The sequence below is a fragment of the Martelella alba genome (assembly GCF_005217455.1).
In the GTDB taxonomy this organism is placed as follows: domain Bacteria; phylum Pseudomonadota; class Gammaproteobacteria; order Enterobacterales; family Enterobacteriaceae; genus Acerihabitans.
Window position 1 is genome coordinate 54807 of record NZ_SZPQ01000024.1, and the last position, 19220, is coordinate 74026.

A 19220-nucleotide genomic window follows, 5' to 3' on the forward strand; every position below is an offset into this window, starting at 1 on the left:
TCGCCGCCGGCCGAGGCGGCTTTATACCTCGATTTCGGCCTCGTCGCCTTTTTCCTGTAGCCAGTTGCGCCGGTCTTCCGCGCGTTTTTTCGCCAATAGCATATCCATCATGGTCAGAGTCTGTTCCACATCCTCGTCATTGATGGTTAACCGCACCAGGCGGCGGGTATTGGGATCGAGCGTGGTCTCGCGCAATTGCAGCGGGTTCATTTCGCCCAGCCCTTTAAAGCGTTGTACGTTCGGCGTGCCTTTTTTCCGTTTAAGCTGCTCCAGCACGCCGGCCTTCTCGTCCTCGTCCAGGGCGTAATACACGTCTTTGCCCAAGTCGATGCGATACAGCGGCGGCATGGCCACATACACATGGCCTTCCTTGACCACCGGGCGAAAGTGCCGCACAAACAACGCGCACAACAAGGTGGCGATATGCAGGCCATCCGAATCGGCGTCCGCCAGAATGCAAATCTTGCCATAACGCAACTGGCTTAAATCGTCGCTGTCGGGATCGATACCGATGGCGACGGAAATGTCATGCACTTCCTGAGACGCCAGCACTTCATCGGACGAGACTTCCCACGTATTAAGAATTTTGCCTTTCAGCGGCATGATCGCCTGGTATTCACGGTCCCGGGCTTGCTTGGCCGATCCGCCGGCCGAATCGCCCTCCACCAGAAACAGTTCGGTCCGGGACAAATCCTGCGCGGTACAGTCGGCCAGCTTGCCCGGCAATGCCGGACCACTGGTGAGTTTCTTGCGCACAACCTTCTTGGATGCCCGCAGTCGCCGCTGCGCGCTGGCGATAGCCAGTTCCGCCAGGTGTTCCGCCGCTTGGATATTCTGGTTCAGCCAGAGGCTGAAGGCATCTTTCACCACGCCGGAAACGAAGGCGGCGGATTGCCGGGAGGACAGGCGTTCCTTGATCTGACCGGCGAATTGCGGGTCTTGCATTTTTACCGAGAGGACAAAAGCGCAGCGCTCCCAGATATCCTCGGCCGACAATTTCACGCCGCGCGGCAGGATATTGCGGTATTCGCAAAACTCGCGCATGGCGTCCAGCAACCCCTGGCGCAAGCCGTTGACATGGGTTCCCCCTTGCGGGGTGGGGATCAGGTTGACGTAACTTTCCGTGAGCAGTTCGCCGCCTTCGGGCAGCCAGACCACCGCCCAGTCCACCGTCTCGGTATCGCTGGCGAAAGCGCCGACAAACGGCGACTCGGGCAGCGTCGGCAACCCGTCCACCGCCTGGCGAAGATAATCGGTCAGGCCGGATTCATAGCACCAGCGCTGTTCGGCGTTGTTCACCTGATCATTAAAAATGATTTCCACGCCCGGACACAGCACCGCCTTGGCTTTCAGCAAATGGGCCATGCGTGAGGCGGAGAACCGGGGACTATCGAAAAACGACGGGTCAGGCCAAAAACGCACGCTGGTGCCCGTGTTGCGTTTCGGGCATGTGCCTTTTATCGATAAATCCTCGACTTTATCGCCATTTTCAAAGGCGATGCCGTAAATATTGCCATCGCGGCGCACTGTGACGTCCACCCGGCTGGAGAGGGCGTTGACCACCGAAATCCCCACGCCGTGCAAGCCGCCGGAAAATTGATAATTCTTGCTGGAAAATTTCCCGCCCGCATGCAGGCGGCACATGATCAGCTCCACCGCCGGCACGCCTTCCTCGGCGTGGATATCCACCGGCATACCGCGGCCATCGTCGATGACCTCCAGGGATTGATCGGCATAAAGGATGACCTCGATGCGCCGGGCATAGCCGGCCAGCGCCTCGTCGACGCTGTTATCGATGACTTCCTGGCCCAGATGATTGGGCCGCGTGGTGTCGGTATACATGCCGGGGCGACGGCGCACCGGCTCCAGTCCGCTGAGCACTTCAATCGCATCGGCGTTATAGCTTGATTGTGTCATGGCTTAATCGTATATCGTGACAAATTGTTGGGAAGCCTACCGCAAAGGATACCTGATGGGGAAGCGTTTATTGCTGCGACGACCCGCGGCGGCGTCAGGGGGCGGAGAATCCCAGGAAGTCCACAATGGGGGAGAAATAATGCTCAAAACCGACAAAAGCGTGGTTGCCGCCGGATTCCACCGTTTGCCGGCAAAGGGTGTAAAACTCCTGCGCCTGGCGGTAGTCCAGCACTTCATCGCCGGTTTGCTGCAACAGCCAGATCAGGTCCGGCGACGACAGCTTTTCCACCTGTAGCGCTTTCAGTTCATAGATATGCCGCGATTCCAGCACATAACGCTGGCCGGTATAGGGATTTTCATTAACGCCCAGCAAGCCGGTCAGCAATTCATGGGGCCGCACCGCCGGATTGACCACCACCGCCGGCAATTTGAACGTCTGCGACAGCCAGGTGGCGTAAAATCCCCCCATGGAGGAACCGACGATACCCAAATGCTCGCCAGCGAGCCCCAATACCAGCTTTTCCAGCAGCTCGGCGGTCTCAGCGGGATAGACCGGCAATTGCGGCACCACGATGTTAATGGCGGGATAATGCCGGCGCAGCCAGGCCGATAAGGCTGTCGCCTTGGCGGACAAAGGAGAGCTGTTGAAACCATGCAGATAAAGCAGTGCGGCCATCAATAACCTTCCGAATCGGTGTCGGGTAGATACTCGGCGCCTTCCAGGCGGTGAACCTCGGTTCGCAGCGTGCCGTCCGGGTACAAATCGAGATAACGCCAGCCCGGCGCCAGCGAATCGATGGTGAAATTGGTGCAGTGGGGCTTGAACTGCACGCAGGTGGAGGGCGAAGCCAGCACGCGCCGGCCTTGCCATCGCAAGTCCAATTCCTGGTGGATATGCCCGCACAGCAACGTTCCGACCCGGGGAAAATTGTCCAGCAACGCCGACAGCATATGCGCGTTGCGCAGGCTGTGCTGATCCAGCCAGATGCAGCCCGAAGCGGAGGGGTGATGGTGGAGCAGCAACAGGGTATGCCGCTCGGGATAGGCGCGCAGCGACGCCTCCAGCCACTCCAGTTGATAATCGCTCAGCTCGCCGTGCGGCACGCCGAAGACCTGACTGTCCAGCAGGATGAGCTGCCAGTTGTCGCCCAGCAGCACATGCTTGGCGGGGGAGATACCGCTTTCGTCCAGTACCTTGACCATCGCCGGCTGAAAGTCATGGTTGCCCGGCAGCCAGACGCAGGGCGCGGGCAATCTGGCTATGCCCCTGGCGAAGTGCTGGTAGGCCTCGGGGGAGTGATCCTGCGCCAGATCGCCGGTGGCGACCACCAGATCATAACCATGCCGTTCCGCTTCAATAGCATCCAGTACCGCACTGTAGCTACGGTAGGTGTTTACCCCAAGCAGCGCCTCATCCTCACCGGCAAACAGGTGAGTGTCCGTGATTTGTAAGATCCTGATTATGGCCCCATTCGCCACAGGAAGTGTCAACAGGCTGTCCAAAGGGTATCCTTGGTTATTGAAAACTGACTAAAAAACCGGAATTGCCATCGCCCCATACGCTAAACAATAGCGTAGCCAATCCGCGAGGAACTGGTTGATCTGATGTTTTTCGTCACGTTGGTGTAACTTTTTATTAGGGTAATCATACCTTGCCTTGAAACGATAGATCTGCTGACTGGAACACACTTCCGCAACCATGGCGTCGTGATACAACCTCACCGTCATGGACGGCAAACTCCAGAAACTCACCAGCGGCTCGGTCTGGATAATCTGAACCAGCGTGGTATAGCGGGTCGCCTCCAATATAGTCAGGCGATAGCTGGCGCCGTTCACCCGATAGGCTATGGTCTCGCCGGCTTCGTTGACGGGGGGCAAGAGTCGGCGCAACTGGGCGAAATTGGTTTCGCACAGGCGCATCATTTCCGGAAAATCAGGGATATAGCGCTTGCTCATTCAGTCGTCCACTCTTTTCTCAGGGATTCATGGTGTAATGCCAACCATTGCAAGGCGATTACCGTGGCCGCGTTATCAATAACGCCCTCTTCCACCCACTGGTAAGCCTGCTCGCGGTCGACCACATGAAGACAAATGTCTTCGTTCTCTTCAGCCAGTCCGTGGATGCCTTCGGCCAGTCCCGCATCCACCTCGCCGACCAGAATGCTCAGACGTTCGCTGGCGCCCCCGGGGCTTGCCAGATAGCTTAGCACCGGTTTGCAGCGGCCGACGTCCAATCCCGCCTCCTCACCCGCCTCGCGGCGCGCCACCTGTTCGATGCTTTCGCCAGGTTCGATCATACCGGCTACCAGTTCCAACAACCAGGGGGTCGGACTGCTATCATAAGAGGCTATGCGAATTTGTTCCAATAATACGACTTCATCGCGTACCGGATCATAGGGCAACAACACCGCGGCATGGCCGCGTTCGAAAATTTCCCGGGTGATTTCCTCGCTCATTGCGCCATTAAACAAGCGATGACGGAAGCGGTATAATTCCAATGAAAAAAAACCCTTGTAGAGTTTTTCCCGTGCAATAATCTCTACATCTTCTTTACCAAATGTAACGGGGGTAAGTGCGCCAGACGCCATTTAGCGGCTCCTTCTCTGTAATCATCTCGGGTTTATTCGTAGTCAAACCCATCACTATGCCGAAACGTGTCGGTTTGTGGTAGATTTTTGTGATGCAGAGATAAGATGGCACATTCAGCCACCTCATTCGTTTGGCTGACTCTGATAGAATCGGGCGATATTTGTCGGTCGACAGCGCTACCATAGCAATTTTGCTGTATCAAAAGGAATGCAAATGAAGAAACTGCTCCCCCTCCTTATCGGGCTGAGCCTGGGTGGCTTCAGTACGTTAAGTCAGGCAGAAAACCTGCTTCAGGTATATCAGCAGGCGCGATTATCGAATCCGGATCTCCGCCAGTCGGCCGCCGAACGCGATGCGGCATTCGAAAAAATCAACGAAGCCCGCAGCCCTTTATTACCGCAACTCGGGCTGTCCGCCGATTATACCTATAATAATGGCTTTCGCGATCAAAGGGATATTAATTCCAATGTGACCAGCGGCGCGCTGGAATTGACCCAGACCATTTTCGATATGTCCAAATGGCGCGCGCTGACCATCCAGGAAAAGACCGCCGGGATCTCAGACGTGACTTATCAAACCGCGGCGCAAAATCTTATTCTCAACACCGCCACCGCCTATTTCAATGTTTTGAGCGCCATTGACGCCCTCTCTTATACCGAGGCGCAAAAGCAATCCATTTACCGGGAATTGGATCAGACCACCCAACGCTTTAATGTCGGATTGGTGGCCATAACCGACGTGCAGAACGCCCGCGCCCAGTACGACAGCGTGCTGGCCAGCGAGGTTTCCGCCCGTAACGCGGTGGACAATGCCCTGGAAAGCCTGCGCCAGGTTAGCGGTAACTATTACTCGCAATTGGCGTCGCTGAGTATCGATCGCTTCAAGACCGAACGCACGCAACCCATCGCCGGCCTGTTAAAGGAAGCGGAATCGCGCAACCTGAGCTTGCTAAGCGCGCGGTTATCGCAGGATCTGGCCCGCGAGGAGATACGCCTGGAGGAAACCGGCCATTACCCCACCCTGGGGCTCACCGCGTCGTCGAGCATCAGCAATACCGATTATAATGGCTCTAAGACCGTCAATGATTCCACTTATGCCAATAAGGACATCGGCCAAAACTCCATTGGGCTCACTTTGAGCGTGCCGATTTATCAAGGCGGCCAGGTCACCTCCCAGGTCAAGCAGGCGCAGTACGCTTTCGTCAGCGCCAGCGAACAGTTGGAAAGCGCCCACCGCAGTATGGTGCAGACCCTGCGCTCTTCCTATAACAATATCTCCGCGTCCATCAGCAGCATCGCCGCCTATAAGCAGGCGGTGGTCTCCGCGCAAAGCTCCCTGGACGCCTCGGAAGCCGGCTATGAAGTGGGCACCCGGACCATCGTCGATGTGCTGGACGCCACCACCACGCTGTATGACGCCAAGCGTAACCTGTCCACGGCGCGGTATAATTATGTCATTAACCTGCTGACCCTGAAATCGGCGTTGGGCACCTTGAACGAGAACGACATCATCGCGATGAACGGCTTGCTGGGTCAGCCCATCTCCACCAGCCCGGAAAATGTCGCGCCGGAAAACCCGAACCAGGATGCCAAGGCCGACAGCACGAACCCGGGCAGGACCTCCGCCCGCCCTTCGGCGACCAAGGTCCGGGCGACCGTGCCGGTTTCTTCATCCCGCTCCACCGCCCGCAACCCCTTCCAGCAGTAGTTCCGCAGGGCGGCCCCAAACGGCCGCCCGTTGCGTCCGCGTCCGACGCGCGCAACCCAAGCCCATTTTAGTGCCATCGTCCGAACAAAAAAGCGAAGGCGGCGCTAGGCGGGCAATCGTGTATAAATATGTAAAGATATTTCAATTACACTCGAAATGCTTCATTTTTGTGCGCGTTTACCCTATGCTAACAGAGCACTCTGGGTGAGTTAACTTATTATTTCCATTGAATATTTCACGTCGCTTCATGCCGACGGGCACATGATCGGGTTATTGAGGATGGGTGCGGTCCGCCCACAGCGGCGCAACGTGTAATATGACGAGTATAAATACAGGATATTCATGAAACGGACCCAACATATACACCATGCCGGCTTTCGCAAACGCTGGCGTCTGAGCCGCGCGGCACCGGTTGCGTTGGCGGTGGGCGCGGTGTTCGCCCTGGCCGGCTGCGAAAAAAGCGATGAGAACGTCACGCTTTACCAAAATAGCGACGATTGTTCCCGCGCGAATCCCTCAATGGCTGAACAATGCGCCACCGCCTACCGGAACGCCCAGCAGGAAGCGGAGAAAACCGCGCCCAAATACCGTTCCCGCGCCGACTGCGTCGCCGATTTCGGCGAGGATCAATGTACCCGGGCGCCAGCCCAGGCCGGCATGGCGGCGGAATCCTCTTCCGGCAGCTTCTGGATGCCCCTGATGGCCGGCTATATGATGGGCCGGCTCATGAACGGCGGTTATGCGCAGCAACCGTTATTTACCTCCCGGGCGCCCGGCAGTCCGGCCAACGGCAAATTCGTCGACGCCAGCGGCCGCGGCTACGGCCCGGTCGCCAGCGGGCGCAGCATGGCGGTGCCGAAATCCGCCATGGCCCCCAAACCGGCCACCACCACCACAATTACGCGGGGCGGTTTTGGTGAAACCGTGGCCAAACAGAGCGCCGCCATGCAACGCAGCACCGGCACAATGCCCCGCGCCGGCTCGGGCGGCTGACGCATGAAGCGAATCGCCCTGCCGGAACGTCCCGATTGGCGGGACAAAGCCGCCGAATATGGTTTTGATTTCCATACCTTGTACGGTGAACCCTACTGGTGCGAAGACGCCTGCTATCAGTTTACGCTGGCCCAAATCGAAACGCTGGAGGATGCCACCGCCGAACTGCATCGGATGTGTCTGGCAGCCGTGGAAAAGGTGGTTGCCGACGATGCGTTGATGGCCCGGTTTCGCATCCCGAAACATACCTGGCAATTCGTCCGCAACGCCTGGCGCAGTCGTGAGCCGTCCCTGTACTCCCGCCTCGATTTGGCGTATGACGGGCAACATCCGCCCAAACTGCTGGAAAACAACGCCGATACGCCGACTTCGCTATTTGAATCAGCCTTTTTTCAATGGATCTGGCTGGAGGATCACATCAAGGCCGGACATCTTCCGGCCGGAGCTGATCAATTCAACAGCCTGCAGGAAAAACTCATCGACAGACTCCGCGTTTTGAAAGAACGGCACGGTTTCGGGCTGCTGCATTTCGCCTGCTGCCGCGACAGCGCCGAGGACCGCGGCACGGTGCAATATTTGCAGGATTGCGCCCAAGAAGCGGGCCTGGCCGGCGAATTCCTGTTCATGGAAGATATCGGTCTGGGAGAACGGGGGCAGTTTACCGACGTGCAAGATCAGGTTATCAGCAATCTCTTCAAACTTTATCCTTGGGAGTTCATGCTGAGGGAGATGTTTTCCACCAAGCTGGAGGACGCCGGTGTACGCTGGCTGGAGCCGGCCTGGAAAGCCATTTTGTCCAATAAAGCCCTGTTGCCGCTGCTGTGGGAGATGTTTCCCGGCCATCCCAACCTGTTGCCGGCTTATTTCAGCGAAGACGGCCCGCCGCCCATGGACAGTTATGTGGTGAAGCCGCTGTTCTCACGGGAAGGCGCCAACATCCGTATCGTGGAAAAAGGTCGCGAGACTGAGCGTATCGACGGCCCTTATGGCGAGGAAGGCTTTATCGTGCAGGAATATTACCCCTTGCCGCGTTTTGGCGACAGCCATACCCTGATCGGCAGTTGGCTGGTGGACGCCGAGCCATGCGGTATTGGTATCCGTGAGGACAAGGGACGCATTACCCGGGATCTCTCGCGTTTCTACCCGCACATTATCCTGGATTGATGTTCCCCACATCGGCCGCCGGTCCATTCACCCGGCGCGCCCGGCCTTTACTCGACGCGGCGCAAATGCCCGGCTTTTACCCGGCGCGCCATATAACCCCGTCATGCAGGATGGGATGGTTGTTAAACACCACGGCGGCATCATACACGAGATGCCGCTTTCCTAGAGAAAAAACCTCAACCCACCTGTACCGACAGCATGCTCAGCGCAGCCATTTCGATACCATCCACCGGTATTGACAAGGGTTCTTCGCCATCCCAGGCGCCAAGGATATAAAGTAGCGGCAGATAATGCTCCGGCGTCGGATTGGACAGCAATGCGCCTTCATGCCGGGAATAATCCACCAGAGGATGCCGTCCCTCACCGCGCCAGGCGAGATTATCGCGGACAAACTGGTTGAATGACTCGGCCCAGGGGTAAGGTTGGGCATCATCTTGCCAGCGGACCATCCGTAGATTGTGTACCACATTGCCGCTGGCGATAAGCATAATTCCCTGATCGCGCAACGCCGCCAGTTTTTTGCCCAGTTGGTAGTGATATTCGGCCGGCTGCGTACCGTCAATGCTCAATTGCACCATGGGAACATCCGCATCGGGATAAATCTTTTTCACCACGCCCCAGGACCCATGATCGAATCCCCATTGCGACTCATCGAGCGTAACGTCCACCGGCGCCAATAATTCCCGTATTTCCCTGGCCAGCGCCGGCTGCCCGGGCGCCGGATAGCGCACATCGAACAGCGCTTGGGGAAATCCGCCGAAGTCATGGATGGTACGCGGTTGCGCCATGGCCGTCACCGCGGTGCCGCGGGTGTACCAATGCGCGGAAATGGCGAGAATGGCCTTGGGCCGCGGCAGGCTGCGCCCCAGTGATTCCCACGTCCGGGTATAACGATTATCCTCCAGCACATTCATCGGACTGCCGTGACCGAGAAACAGCGCGGGCATACGGGATGTGTTCATAATCACCTTCCTTCATCAATCAATTCGCACCGGGCGATGCATGACATTTAAGGTACCCGCTTCAATCCCAAAAGAAACTCGGAGAAGCATGATGGTGATTATCAAAAAAATTGAATGTGATTTATCGTCCCGCCGCTTTTAGCGGGTGAGGTGGATGACGGGTTTCTACACCGGGCTGGTTATGGCCGCCTAATCCGCCGCCCTGGAATTTTTCTCTTTCGCCATCCGTTGACGTCGGCCGCAAGCATAATCAGAATTTATACCCGTCATCCTTCACGTTATCTTACGGTGGCGATGCATCGGCATTTCCCACGACTGTGCCATGCATACGTTGTCGCGAAACAACGCGAATCAATCAGAATACTAAACCAGCGCCCTTAGGCATTGATAACGGAGCGTCATATGCAAGACTTGTTATGCTACAACACCCTGCCGGTCTGGAACAGCCAGACTCTTCCGTCGACGTTTCGTGAACGCCATAACACCCGGGAAGGCGTCTGGGCCGAATTGACCGTGCTGCGGGGGTCTCTGACGTTTGATTTGCTGGATGATCACGATAACGTGCTGCAAAGCGCCGTCTACACTGCCGAACGGCAGCCACCGCGGATTGAGCCGCGACAATGGCACAAGATAAGCGCCGTCTCCGCCAATATGCAATGCCGGTTGGCGTTTTACTGCCGGGCGGAAGAGTATTATCACCTGAAATACGACCTTACCCGCACCCATTCCGAGGTCATCAACGCAATACCCCACCTCGCGCCCGGCCGGGCGCTGGATCTGGGTTGCGGCGGCGGGCGCAACTCGCTGTATCTCGATCTGCTCGGTTTCACGGTCACGGCTTATGACAAAAATCCACAGAGCATTGCCGCCCTGAATGAAAAGATCCGCGCAGAAGGACGAAAGCGCATTTCCGCCTCGGTCCGGGACATTAGCGTAGAGTCTTTCAACGGAGACTATGATTTTATCTTTTCCACGGTGGTGATGATGTTTTTACCGGCGGATTGCATCGGCCGCCTGATTGGCGATATGCAACGGAACACGGTGCCGGGCGGCGTCAATCTGATCGTTTCCGCCATGTCCGCGCCGGATTTTCCCTGCCCCATACCCTTCCCGTTTACTTTTGCGCCCGGCGAACTACGGCGTTACTACCAGGGATGGGATATGATCGAATACAACGAAAATCCGGGTGAATTGCATAAAACCGATGCCGACGGCAACCGAATCAAATTACGCTTCGCGACGCTGCTGGCGAGAAAAACATCGTAGGGCGCCGGATTTAGCGCGATGGCTTGAAGCGCGGCGAGAAAGACACTGTCCCGGCGGCGGCCAATAGCGCCGCCAAAGATGCTGGACATGCCGCGGCCGGGCGGCGGATGACGCGCCGGCCGACGGCTAAGGCTCAGCTGGCCTGACGGGTCAGGGATTGGCGGTAAGCCACCAAATCCTCAATGGTCACGACCGGCATATCATGTTGTTTCGCGAACACGACGACTTCCGGCGCATGGGCCATGGTGCCATCGTCATTGGTGACTTCGCAGAGCACGCCCATGGGCTTGAGGCCCGCCAGGGTGCACAAGTCGATACTGGCCTCGGTGTGGCCGCCTCGGGTCAACACGCCGCCCGGCTGGGCGCGCAGCGGGAATACATGACCGGGACGGTTGAGATCCCCCGGCTGGGCGCCGTCTTTGATGGCGGCCCGAACGGTGGTCAGGCGGTCGGCGGCGGAAACGCCGGTGGTCACGCCTTCGGCCGCTTCAATGGTGACGGTGAACGCCGTACCGTAATGGCTGGAATTGCGTTCGACCATCATGGGCAGATCGAGTTGCAGCCGGCGATCCTCCGTCAGGCACAGACACACGATCCCGCTGCCATGGCGGATGGCCAGCGCCATCTGCTCAACGGTCATTTTTTCGGCGGCAAAAATCATGTCGCCTTCGTTTTCACGATCTTCATTATCGAGTACCAGCACGCCGCGTCCGTCGCGCAAAGCGACCAGCGCGTTTTCAACGCGTTCCATCGGCGTGCCGAATTCGTCGAGAAGGGTCTGATTCATGGTAAATAAAACCTCATAAAGTATATGGATTACCAGAACCAGGGCGGACTTAGGAGCGAGCCATCAATGGCTTAAAAAAATAACGCGAATGAGCGGTAAAACCCATTGTGAGCCGTTACTCTCTCCCATCCGGACTGTCACCGTCGGCCCCGGAATTTCACCGAGTCTGCTGACCCCGCATCACATCGTGATCCGGGCGCTCGCGGGCTTTCCGCACATCTTCGACTAAAACGGCGACGACGCGGATTTACCGCCGGTGGGGAATTTCACCCCGCCCTGAGAATAAGCGGAGTTACTATAACGCCAATGTTTCGGCGGAGCAACCGGGACCGTCTATACTCGTTATCATCCGAGTTGCCGCTTTGCCGGTTGCGCTCCCTTGCCGCCGCGATGCAACGCCATGTAGGTAGAGTGATAATCCGAAATTATCCGTCTTACCAATTCCCGGAGCCGTTTGGGTTTCTTCCGCGCCGTACTGGCATTACACTTAACTCATAATTCACGCTCTTAGGGAATCAACCATGATCGACACCAAGAAAATCGAACAGCTTGCCCGGCAAATCCATGAATCCTTGCCTAAGGGCATTCGGGAATTGGGCGATGATATGGAAAAAAAAATCCGGCAGGTGCTGCAAAGCCAATTTAACCGCATGGATTTGGTCAGCCGCGAGGAGTTTGACGTGCAAACCCAGGTTTTGCTGCGGACCCGGGAAAAGCTGAACCAGTTGGAGTTGCGCATTCACGCGTTGGAAACCATGCCGGGCGCCGCAACACCGCCGGTGGTGGATGCCGACACCGCCACCAGCGATACGCCGGAGGCGGAGGCGACCGACGAAGGCGGCCCGGAAGCGCCGTCCACGGGGAAAAAATAACAGCGCCAATGGCCGCCAGGGCGCCATCCTGAGGCGCGCCGGTTGTCTGGCGCCCTGGTGATTTATCCCCGTTTGCCGCTTTTGATGCTATCAATGATGTGAGTGGTGGAGCAGCCATCCTCGAAGTTCAACACCCGCACATCGCCGCCGTTGGCCCAGACCTCCTGACTGCCGGCGATATCGTGAGGCTGATAGTCGCCGCCTTTCACCAGCAAATCGGGCAAAATGTCGGCTATCAGGCGCTGCGGCGTATCCTCCTCGAAGGGCACCACCCAATCCACCGCCTCCAGCGCGCTTAGCACCACCATCCGTTGGGCCAGCGGATTCACCGGTCGGCCGTCGCCTTTCAGCCGGCGGGTGGAGTCGTCGCTGTTCACCGCCACGATCAGTCGATCGCCCAAACGACGGGCATTGGCCAGATAGGACACGTGGCCGGCGTGCAAAATATCGAAAATACCGTTGGTCATAACGATTTTTTCGCCGCGACGACGAGCCTGCGCCACAGCCTGAGCCAAATCCGCCTCGGTCATGACGCCAAAACCGGTATCGGCCCGGCCGCGAATGGCGTTTTCCAGCTCAACCGGACTGACGGTGGAGGTCCCAAGCTTGCCCACCACCACCCCGGCGGCGGCGTTGGCCAGAAAACAGCTGTCTTCAAGGGAGTTGCCTGCCGCCAGCGCGGCCGCCAACACGCCTATCACCGTATCGCCGGCGCCGGTCACGTCATAGACTTCCTGCGCCTGGGCGGGAAGATGCAGCGGATCCTTGCCCGGTTGCAGTAATGTCATCCCCTGTTCCGAACGGGTGATGAGCAACGCCGACAAAGCATAATCTGCGATAAGCGCCATGCCCCGCCGCACCATCTCGTTCTCGTCGCGGCAATGCCCCGCCACGGCTTCGAACTCGGACAGATTGGGCGTTAACAGGGTCGCCCCCCGATAACGGGAAAAATCGGTGCCTTTAGGATCAACCAATACCGGCACGCCGGCGTCGCGAGCCAGGGATATCATGGCCTCGACTCGGGCCAGCGCGCCTTTGGCGTAGTCCGACAACACCAGCGCGCCGGCGGCGGGCAGCGCTTGCCGGATGCGTTCGAGCATCGGACCGGCGTCCACGCCATCAAAACCCTGTTCAAAATCCAGGCGGATCAATTGCTGATTACGCGACAGGATACGCAACTTGGTGATGGTGGGATGCGTCGCCACCGCGACAAAATCGCTGGTCACGCTGACCTCGTCCAACTTGGCGCCCAGCGCGCGTGCGGCATCATCGATACCGGTCAGCCCAATCAATCGGGAACCGGCGCCCAACGCGGCAATGTTCATGGCGACATTGGCGGCGCCGCCGGGCCTTTCTTCGATATTCTCCACTTTCACCACCGGCACCGGCGCCTCCGGCGAAATCCGGTTGGTGGGGCCGTACCAATAGCGATCCAGCATCACGTCGCCGACCACCAGTACCCCTGCCCGGCCAAAATCAGGCAATATTACTTTCATCCATCCACTCCAGACTCAACGCGTTATTGCGCGGATAGTAGCACAAACGCGATGATTTCTCTTTTTTCCACTCGCCGAAACAGCGGAAAACGGCGGCGATAGCGGCCGCCGTTCAATCCAGCCATTTGCGCCAGCTTTCGCCCACCTGCCGACGCTCGCCGGCGAACCGTCCGTCCGGCACCAGGCCCGGCGAGGCTTGCAATGCCAGATGATGGATTTCATCTCTGAGGGTGATATAGGCGCGACTCAGCGCCTGCGCTTCCTCGCCGGGCAAGATGCCGTGGTCGGCCAGCAACGCCAGGATCCGGACATTGTCCGACCAGCGGGTCAGGCCCGGCACCGCGGCGGCGTGGCGCAACACCAGATACTGCGCCAGGAATTCGATATCGGTTATTCCGCCCTCATCGGCCTTCAAATCGAACATGCCGCTCATTTTCCCGGACAAATGGCGGCGCATTTTAGCGCGCATCTCGCTGACCTCGGCGCGCAACGCCGCCGGATCCCGCTCAAGGCACAATACCTTGCGGCGGATGGTATCGAATTCCGCGCGCAACGCGGGATCGCCTTGAACCATCCTGGCGCGGACCAATGCCTGATGCTCCCAGGTCCAGGCCTCATGCAGTTGATAATCCTCAAAAGCCGACAACGTGCTGACCAGCAGTCCGGCGGCGCCAGACGGCCGCAGCCGCGCATCCACTTCATACAATATACCGGTCGCCGTTCGGGTGCTGAACAGGTGCATTACCCGCTGCGCCAGACGCAGATAGAACTGGCGGCCGTCGATTTGCCGCGGACCGTCGGTCATTACATCCGGCGGGCAATCGTGCAAAAACACCAGGTCGAGGTCAGAGCCGTACCCCAGTTCCCATCCGCCCAGCTTGCCGTAGCCTATTACCGCAAACCCCTGGCCGCCCCGATCCTCGAGATGCCCCGGGCGACCGTGGCGCGCCACTACGGCGCGCCACGCCTGACGGACCACCGCGGCGATCATGGCCTCGGCCAGATAGGTGAGATGATCGCTGACCCGCATGACCGGCAACACGCCGCTCAGATCGCCGGCGGCGATCCGTAGCAACTGCGCCTGCTTAAATTGCCGCAACGCATCCAGTTGCTGCTCATCGTCATCCTCCGGTACCCGCAGCAGATATTGCCGCAATTCGTCGGCGTAGGCTTCCGGCGCCGGGGGATTATACAGGGTCGCCGGATCAAGCAACTCATCCAGCAACAGCGGATGCAACGCCAATTGACTGGCGATCATTTCCGATCCGGCGCACAACCGGACCAAATGCCCCAGGGCGCCGGGATATTCCACCAGCAATTCCAGATAGGTGGTGCGGGAGACAATGCTCAGCAGAATCGGCGCCAGGCGGCCAAATACGGCAACGGCGTCGGCCCGGACGCAAATTTCACTCAGCAGACGAGGCATCAACTGATCAAGCACTTCCCGGCCGCGCGGTCCGATGGTCCGTTTCGCCACATCCTGGCGAAACACCGCCAACTGCTCGGGCAGCGCCCTATCGCCGGTCGGGAGGGTTTCGGATTCGCCGGCTGCCGGCGAGGGCTCCGGATCAAACCACAAGGCGCCGTAGCGATCATAATCGGCGGGATCTGCCGGATCCGGCGCATCGTCGCCTATCAATTCATCAAAAATCTGCCGCACGCACCGCATGTGCTCCGCCAGGGACCGACGGAGATTATCCCAATTGGCCGCCGCCATGCCGTAAGCCAGCCGGCTTCGGTTCAAGTCATCTTCCGGCAGCGTCTGGGTTTGTTCATCGCCTATGGCCTGTAGCAGGTTCTCCAGCCGACGCAGGTACAGATAGGCGCTGCGCAGTTGCGCCACCTGATCGGCGGCCAGCAGGCCCAGCTCACCTATGGCCGTCAAAGTGGGTATTAACGCGCGCTGTCGAAGCCGCGGTTCGCGGCCGCCGCGAATGAGTTGGAAAACCTGGGTGATGAATTCTATCTCGCGGATCCCGCCGGCGCCGAGTTTGATGTTGTCTTTCAGTCCGCGCCGCCGCACTTCGCGGGCAATCATATTTTTCATGTTGCGCAGTGACTGGATTACGCTGAAATCAATATAGCGCCGGAACACAAAAGGCCGCAGCATCCGGTGCAGTTCCCGGCCATAGTCGGTATCTTCGTCGCCAAGCAACCTGGCTTTGACCATGGCATAGCGTTCCCAATCACGGCCCTGCTCCTGGTAATAATCCTCCAGCGCGGCGAAACTCAGCACCAGTGGTCCGCTATCGCCAAACGGACGTAAACGCATATCCACCCGGTAGACGAATCCGTCGACCGTGGATTGATCCAAGACCTTGATTAGCCGCTGGCCCAGGCGGGTAAAAAACTGGCCGTTATCCAGCTCCCGCCGGCCGCCGCGGGTCCGGCCGTTTTCGGGATAGCAAAAGATAAGATCGATATCCGAGGAAAAATTCAGCTCGCCGCCGCCAAGCTTGCCCATGGCCAACACCAGGAACGGTTGGGCTTCGCCAGCGGCATTCGCCGGCTCGCCCCAATCGCGGCAACAAGCCCGGTAAAGCCAATCGCGCGCGGCGATAATAAGCATTTCCGCCAAATGGCTCAGTTGGGTCAGGGTTTGCCCGGTATCGCTGGTGCCAAGCGCCTGCGACCAGCCGATGCGCACCAGCGTGCGCCGGCGAAATTGCCGCAACACCCGCATCAATGCCGCTTCGTCCGTGACATCGGCCAGACATTGCGCCAATTGCGCGCCGTATTGCCGCCACTCACCGGCCCGGGGAGGTTGCGTGCGAATTTCGTCGTACCAGTCGGGATGGGCGGCCAGGGCATCGGCGATAAAATCACTGGACGCCGCCGCGCCGGCTTCGGGAATATCCGGCGCCGTCGCGGGCGTCATGTTGGCCAGCACCCTCTGCGCCTGTCGTTGCAGCAAAGGCGGTAGCGGCAATTTCATCTTTCTCTCTCCCCAAGGTCAGATCCGGCCGCACCGACGGCGATCACAGAAAACCGCCCATCGGTGGCGCCCGGCCGGTGGTCGCTTTCCGTCGGCATACCGCCAATCAGCGATTTTTGCCCTTCTGGGCGGAACTCAGCCAGAATCCGGATTGGGACAGCGCCTGGCGCCGCATGTATTCCACATCATTGGTGCCGGGCAGCAAAATGGCCTGCTCTAACGCCTGCCAGTGCAGGATATAGGATAGCGCCTTGTTGGTGGGATAGGCGCCGGACAACAAGTGAAACGCCATGATAATCCGCTCAAGGCGGGGTAATTGCTGGCTATATTCCTCCGGCGACAAGGTCCGGCCGAAAGCCACCCGCAATTCGGCGGCGCAACGGGACAACGTGACATCCGAAAACCGTTTGAAGGAGCCATTGAGCTTGCGCCGGCCGTCGTCATCCAGGCTATTTTGCCAGGCGGACAACAGCAGCCAGGACGTCAGCGCCAGTTTGCAACGCAGATAACCGGCTTCAAAGCACAGCGCGCCGGGATCGGCGTCGGACCGGGCGATACGGGGGAACAGATCGGCCAATTGGCTGCGCAGATGGGTAGTGGCCTTGCGGGGAATGATTGTGCCCATCACCACGAAAGTTTCGCGGATTAATGTGATGGCGGTGAGCACGGCGTCCCGCGCCATGGCGACGCCGTTTAACCACAATTCCTCATGGTACTGCCAGTGGGCCAGCGCCAGGCTTAACGCCTCGCGCAACCCCTGCTCCACCGCGGCCTTGGGCGGCGGACAAAGTAGCGGCAAGGCGCGCACCTCCCGGGGAGGATTCCCTGCCGATAAATGATAGCCCCGCGCCGCCTTGCTCAGATCCCCCAGCCGCAGACCGCCCCCGTCGGTTAATGTCTGCGCGTAAGCCAGCAGGTCCGCCGTATTGCCCTGCAATAACTCGAGCTCCAGCTCGCAAATCGGCTCCCGCAAACTTCCCGCCGCCACTTCGCCCTGATCAAAGGCCACCTCGATGCGGCTATCATGGAACGACACCACCCGTTTCTCACGCAGATAATCGGTACGAAACAGGGGCCGTATCCCTTGCTGCAACGCGGCGCTATCAACGCCCGCCGGCCAGATATCAGGGGGGAACAGCGACAGATCCGCCTCCGGGCCGGGTAGCGGAATAGTGTATTCCGGGTGTTGATGCAACCCGCCGACCACCTGCCCGGCGGTTTTGGCGGTCATCTCGTAGCGCCCGTTGTTGCCGCGCACGCGCAGGCCGATACCGTGGCGGCGCAGATCAAGGCCGACGGTGTCATAATAGATATTGATAAGCCGCTGCGGCGCGGTATGCGTATTTTCCCCTGAAGAAATCCTGCCGGGCAACGAAGCGACCGCATTGGGATGAACGATGAATTTTATTTCTATTTCTTCACTCATAGGTTCGGCCACACCGATAGTTGAACAATAACGTTCCGCATCGCCGCGCCAACGCGATGATGCCCCAAAACGTTACGGATAAACGCGTTGTCATCACCTTACTGGATAGAACGGACAAGCACAGTGCTATTTTACGTGCCAAATTATGTCAAAATCGCATCCATATCATCAATATAATTATCAATTTTGTTGCCCTGACCAGACAACGCCGGCCAAAGGGACGAAATCCCCGCTAACCCGCGAGTCGCTTTCACACAATCATCGCCGGACGGCGATGGCCGCCCGGCGCATTTCCCACGCGCGGGAGAGTAAGACAGTTCTCATTTTGGTTTACGCATTGCGTCGTCACACTTAAGCCTCTACTATCGACCCACATTTGCCAAAAAACGACGGAACTATGTACAAATTACGCCATATTTGCTTCGCGTTATGGAGTCTCAGCTTCGCCGCCAGTACACATGCCGATGAGCAACGCTATATCTCCGATGATTTGTCGACTTACATTCACAGCGGACCGGGCAACCAGTACCGGATTGTCGGCACGCTGAATGCCGGCGACGAAGTGACCCTGCTTAACGTCAATAACGACACCGACTACGGCCAGATTCGCGATGCCCGGGGCCGCACGGCCTGGATACCCCTTAATCAGCTCAGTAAGGACCCCAGCCTGCGCACCCAGGTGCCCACATTGCAACAACAGGTGCAAAACCTGACCCAGAAGCTCTCGACCATTGACGCCGACTGGAAACAGCGTACCGCCGACATGCAGCGAAAAGCCAGCGAAAGCGACAGCCAGCTAGAGCAGTTGCGCGGCGAAAACGACGCGTTGAAAAGCCAGTTGGCGACGGCCAAAAGCCGGACAAACGCCCTGGAAATCCAGTTGGACGACAAACAGCGCGCCATAATTATGCAATGGTTCCTGTATGGCGGCGGCGTGGCCGGAATCGGCCTGTTGCTGGGCCTGCTGCTTCCCCATATCCTTCCTCGCCGAAAGAGGGACAATCGCTGGATGAACTGATCCGGCGCGGCTTTTTCCGTTCCCGCGATCGCCGTCGCATTGAGGATGCCAATCACTATGACGCGCGGGACTACACTTAAGATATGAT

16 protein-coding genes and 1 riboswitch are annotated in these 19220 nt (G+C 58.4%); of the genes, 6 read left to right on the top strand and 10 right to left on the bottom strand.

Going from position 1 to position 19220, the window contains the following annotated elements; all coding sequences use genetic code 11:
• Nucleotides 1–21 precede the first annotated feature (21 nt).
• From parE to nudF, 5 genes are all read right to left on the bottom strand, one after another.
• Nucleotides 22–1917 (bottom strand): DNA topoisomerase IV subunit B, encoded by a 1896-nt coding sequence (gene parE / locus FCN80_RS16350; RefSeq protein WP_136991243.1) that lies wholly within the window; start codon nt 1915–1917, stop codon nt 22–24.
• Between the two features lie 94 nt (nt 1918–2011).
• Entirely contained in the window at nt 2012–2593 is a 582-nt protein-coding gene (gene yqiA, locus FCN80_RS16355) for an esterase YqiA (RefSeq protein WP_136991244.1), read from the bottom strand.
• The gene (gene cpdA, locus FCN80_RS16360; RefSeq protein WP_136991245.1) at nt 2593–3420 is read right to left on the bottom strand and encodes a 3',5'-cyclic-AMP phosphodiesterase; all 828 of its coding nucleotides are present in this window, start codon (nt 3418–3420) and stop codon (nt 2593–2595) included. The genes yqiA and cpdA overlap by 1 nt, the downstream gene beginning before the upstream one ends.
• 27 nt (nt 3421–3447) lie before the next feature.
• Nucleotides 3448–3873 (bottom strand): DUF1249 family protein, encoded by a 426-nt coding sequence (locus FCN80_RS16365; protein ID WP_136991246.1) that lies wholly within the window; start codon nt 3871–3873, stop codon nt 3448–3450.
• Complete coding sequence (gene nudF / locus FCN80_RS16370; protein WP_136991247.1) at nt 3870–4505, bottom strand: ADP-ribose diphosphatase; 636 nt, start codon at nt 4503–4505, stop codon at nt 3870–3872. Before nudF ends, FCN80_RS16365 begins: the two co-directional genes overlap by 4 nt.
• A gap of 214 nt (nt 4506–4719) precedes the next feature.
• Here nudF and tolC point away from each other — a divergent pair, with 214 nt between their 5' ends.
• From tolC to FCN80_RS16385, 3 genes are all read left to right on the top strand, one after another.
• Nucleotides 4720–6213 (top strand): outer membrane channel protein TolC, encoded by a 1494-nt coding sequence (tolC, locus tag FCN80_RS16375; RefSeq protein WP_136991248.1) that lies wholly within the window; start codon nt 4720–4722, stop codon nt 6211–6213.
• Between the two features lie 342 nt (nt 6214–6555).
• Nucleotides 6556–7206: a DUF1190 family protein gene (locus FCN80_RS16380; protein WP_136991249.1), complete on the top strand. Its 651-nt coding sequence runs from the start codon at nt 6556–6558 to the stop codon at nt 7204–7206.
• Between the two features lie 3 nt (nt 7207–7209).
• On the top strand, nt 7210–8370 hold the full coding sequence (locus tag FCN80_RS16385; RefSeq protein ID WP_136991250.1) for a glutathionylspermidine synthase family protein: 1161 nt from the start codon (nt 7210–7212) through the stop codon (nt 8368–8370).
• Nucleotides 8371–8546: 176 nt separating this feature from the next.
• Here FCN80_RS16385 and ygiD read toward each other — a convergent pair whose 3' ends face one another.
• On the bottom strand, nt 8547–9332 hold the full coding sequence (ygiD, locus tag FCN80_RS16390) for a 4,5-DOPA-extradiol-dioxygenase (protein ID WP_136991251.1): 786 nt from the start codon (nt 9330–9332) through the stop codon (nt 8547–8549).
• A gap of 402 nt (nt 9333–9734) precedes the next feature.
• Between ygiD and tehB the strand changes: the two genes are divergently transcribed.
• On the top strand, nt 9735–10598 hold the full coding sequence (tehB, locus tag FCN80_RS16395) for an SAM-dependent methyltransferase TehB (RefSeq protein ID WP_136991252.1): 864 nt from the start codon (nt 9735–9737) through the stop codon (nt 10596–10598).
• 133 nt (nt 10599–10731) lie between these two features.
• Here the strand turns inward: tehB and ribB are convergent, their stop codons facing one another.
• On the bottom strand, nt 10732–11385 hold the full coding sequence (ribB, locus tag FCN80_RS16400) for a 3,4-dihydroxy-2-butanone-4-phosphate synthase (RefSeq protein ID WP_136991253.1): 654 nt from the start codon (nt 11383–11385) through the stop codon (nt 10732–10734).
• A gap of 113 nt (nt 11386–11498) precedes the next feature.
• Nucleotides 11499–11673, bottom strand: a riboswitch (FMN riboswitch).
• 233 nt (nt 11674–11906) lie between these two features.
• On the opposite strand from ribB, the gene ubiK reads away from it, so the two are divergent.
• Nucleotides 11907–12257, top strand: a complete 351-nt coding sequence (ubiK, locus tag FCN80_RS16405) for a ubiquinone biosynthesis accessory factor UbiK (RefSeq protein ID WP_136991254.1) — start codon at nt 11907–11909, stop codon at nt 12255–12257.
• 62 nt (nt 12258–12319) lie between these two features.
• Here the strand turns inward: ubiK and hldE are convergent, their stop codons facing one another.
• The 3 genes from hldE to FCN80_RS16420 form a co-directional block, all read right to left on the bottom strand.
• A complete protein-coding gene (gene hldE, locus FCN80_RS16410; protein ID WP_136991255.1) occupies nt 12320–13753 on the bottom strand; it encodes a bifunctional D-glycero-beta-D-manno-heptose-7-phosphate kinase/D-glycero-beta-D-manno-heptose 1-phosphate adenylyltransferase HldE in 1434 nt (477 codons plus the stop codon).
• A gap of 112 nt (nt 13754–13865) precedes the next feature.
• The gene (gene glnE / locus FCN80_RS16415) at nt 13866–16688 is read right to left on the bottom strand and encodes a bifunctional [glutamate--ammonia ligase]-adenylyl-L-tyrosine phosphorylase/[glutamate--ammonia-ligase] adenylyltransferase (RefSeq protein WP_136991256.1); all 2823 of its coding nucleotides are present in this window, start codon (nt 16686–16688) and stop codon (nt 13866–13868) included.
• Between the two features lie 106 nt (nt 16689–16794).
• Nucleotides 16795–18114 (bottom strand): CYTH domain-containing protein, encoded by a 1320-nt coding sequence (locus FCN80_RS16420; RefSeq protein WP_136991257.1) that lies wholly within the window; start codon nt 18112–18114, stop codon nt 16795–16797.
• 397 nt (nt 18115–18511) lie between these two features.
• Here FCN80_RS16420 and FCN80_RS16425 point away from each other — a divergent pair, with 397 nt between their 5' ends.
• A complete protein-coding gene (locus FCN80_RS16425; protein WP_136991258.1) occupies nt 18512–19132 on the top strand; it encodes a TIGR04211 family SH3 domain-containing protein in 621 nt (206 codons plus the stop codon).
• The last annotated feature ends 88 nt before the right edge of the window (nt 19133–19220 follow it).

Coding starts and splice junctions, on each gene's coding strand:
- parE (WP_136991243.1), bottom strand. CDS start 1,917: ATGACACAATCAAGCTATAACGCCGATGCGATTGAAGTGCTCAGCGGA.
- yqiA (WP_136991244.1), bottom strand. CDS start 2,593: ATGGCCGCACTGCTTTATCTGCATGGTTTCAACAGCTCTCCTTTGTCC.
- FCN80_RS16365 (WP_136991246.1), bottom strand. CDS start 3,873: ATGAGCAAGCGCTATATCCCTGATTTTCCGGAAATGATGCGCCTGTGC.
- nudF (WP_136991247.1), bottom strand. CDS start 4,505: ATGGCGTCTGGCGCACTTACCCCCGTTACATTTGGTAAAGAAGATGTA.
- tolC (WP_136991248.1), top strand. CDS start 4,720: ATGAAGAAACTGCTCCCCCTCCTTATCGGGCTGAGCCTGGGTGGCTTC.
- FCN80_RS16380 (WP_136991249.1), top strand. CDS start 6,556: ATGAAACGGACCCAACATATACACCATGCCGGCTTTCGCAAACGCTGG.
- FCN80_RS16385 (WP_136991250.1), top strand. CDS start 7,210: ATGAAGCGAATCGCCCTGCCGGAACGTCCCGATTGGCGGGACAAAGCC.
- ygiD (WP_136991251.1), bottom strand. CDS start 9,332: ATGAACACATCCCGTATGCCCGCGCTGTTTCTCGGTCACGGCAGTCCG.
- tehB (WP_136991252.1), top strand. CDS start 9,735: ATGCAAGACTTGTTATGCTACAACACCCTGCCGGTCTGGAACAGCCAG.
- ribB (WP_136991253.1), bottom strand. CDS start 11,385: ATGAATCAGACCCTTCTCGACGAATTCGGCACGCCGATGGAACGCGTT.
- ubiK (WP_136991254.1), top strand. CDS start 11,907: ATGATCGACACCAAGAAAATCGAACAGCTTGCCCGGCAAATCCATGAA.
- hldE (WP_136991255.1), bottom strand. CDS start 13,753: ATGAAAGTAATATTGCCTGATTTTGGCCGGGCAGGGGTACTGGTGGTC.
- glnE (WP_136991256.1), bottom strand. CDS start 16,688: ATGAAATTGCCGCTACCGCCTTTGCTGCAACGACAGGCGCAGAGGGTG.
- FCN80_RS16420 (WP_136991257.1), bottom strand. CDS start 18,114: ATGAGTGAAGAAATAGAAATAAAATTCATCGTTCATCCCAATGCGGTC.
- FCN80_RS16425 (WP_136991258.1), top strand. CDS start 18,512: ATGTACAAATTACGCCATATTTGCTTCGCGTTATGGAGTCTCAGCTTC.